Consider the following 1,440-nt stretch of genomic DNA (forward strand, 5'->3'; position numbering starts at 1 on the left):
ATGTATCCGTAATCTTATATTTGCTTCACGGGCCAACGTGGGTGTAACGACCTAACCCTGTGTAAACACTTTCTTATATGAATGTGTCATTAATCGGCTAAGTATTAAGTAAAATCAAGGATTTATCAATATTTATAAGGGCTGGAGGGGGTTTCGAATTGTTTTTTGCGGGTTAATCATAATTTCTTACTAAAAAGGCAAATAAATATCAGTGGAATCAAGGGATTACACCGATATTTATTGAGCTAATAGTTAGCTTGCCAGCAAGATTCTCAACATACGACGCAAAGGTTCGGCCGCGCCCCAAAGAAGTTGATCACCTACCGTAAAGGCAGAGATGTACTCAGGCCCCATATTCAATTTACGAATACGGCCCACGGGCACACTCAGTGTTCCGGTCACTTTGGCCGGCGTCAGCTCGTTGATGGTATCTTCCTTGTTATCAGGAATCACCTTCACCCAGTCGTTGGCAGCCGCCAAAATACTTTCGATTTCAGAAATGGGCAGATCTTTCTTGAGCTTAATGGTCATGGCCTGACTGTGACAACGCATGGCCCCCACGCGCACACACAAGCCATCTATGGCCATGGGGCTTTCTTGAGTACCCAGTATTTTATTGGCCTCAACTTGCGCCTTCCATTCCTCACGGCTTTGACCAGACTCTAGCTGGGAGTCAATGTAGGGAATCAAACTGCCCGCCAAAGGCACACCAAACTGATCATTGGGGTAGTCATCTCCACGAATAAACTCAGCTACATTTTTATCAATGTCCAATATGGCAGCCGCTGGGTCATCAAGTTTGTCCTTCACCTGCGCGTGTACCGCACCCATTTGCGAAATTAATTCACGCATGTGTTTGGCACCCGAACCCGATGCAGCCTGGTAGGTCATGGGAGAAATCCACTCCACCAGGTCTTTTTCAAACAAACCACCCAATGCCATCAACATAAGGCTGACGGTACAGTTACCACCCACATAGGTTTTAACACCGCTTTTTATGCCGTCTTTGATGACATTCATGTTGACCGGATCGAGCACGATGATGGCACTGTCATCCATACGCAGCGAAGACGCCGCATCAATCCAGTAACCCTGCCAACCAGCATCACGCAATTTCTGATACACGGCCTTGGTATAGTCACCACCCTGACAAGAAATAATGGCATCCTGCTGCTTAAGAACATCGATATCTAATGCGTCTTGCAATAGACCTGCCTCAGCCTTTCCAAAAGCGGGAGCCGGCTGGCCTTTTTGCGAGGTGGTAAAAAAGGTAGGGTTAATGAGTTCAAAATCCCCTTCCTGCTCCATACGGTGCATCAGTACCGAGCCCACCATGCCACGCCAGCCTACCAGGCCAACGTTCATGCTCTTTGTATTTTCACCCATGTTAAGAAGCCTCCTGTAAGGCAGCAACCACAGCTTCACCCATTTGTGATGTGG

1 protein-coding gene is annotated in these 1,440 nt (G+C 47.3%); it reads right to left on the reverse strand.

Annotated elements, in window-relative coordinates; genetic code table 11:
* Positions 1-252: 252 nt before the first annotated feature.
* The coding region (asd, locus tag DWA01_RS08565) for an aspartate-semialdehyde dehydrogenase (RefSeq protein ID WP_268807711.1) at positions 253-1,440 on the reverse strand (1,188 nt) is incomplete at its 5' end.

Origin of the sequence: Candidatus Halocynthiibacter alkanivorans (genome assembly GCF_003333265.1) — a bacterium.
GTDB classification, from domain to species: Bacteria; Pseudomonadota; Alphaproteobacteria; order Rhodobacterales; family Rhodobacteraceae; genus Halocyntiibacter_A; species Halocyntiibacter_A alkanivorans.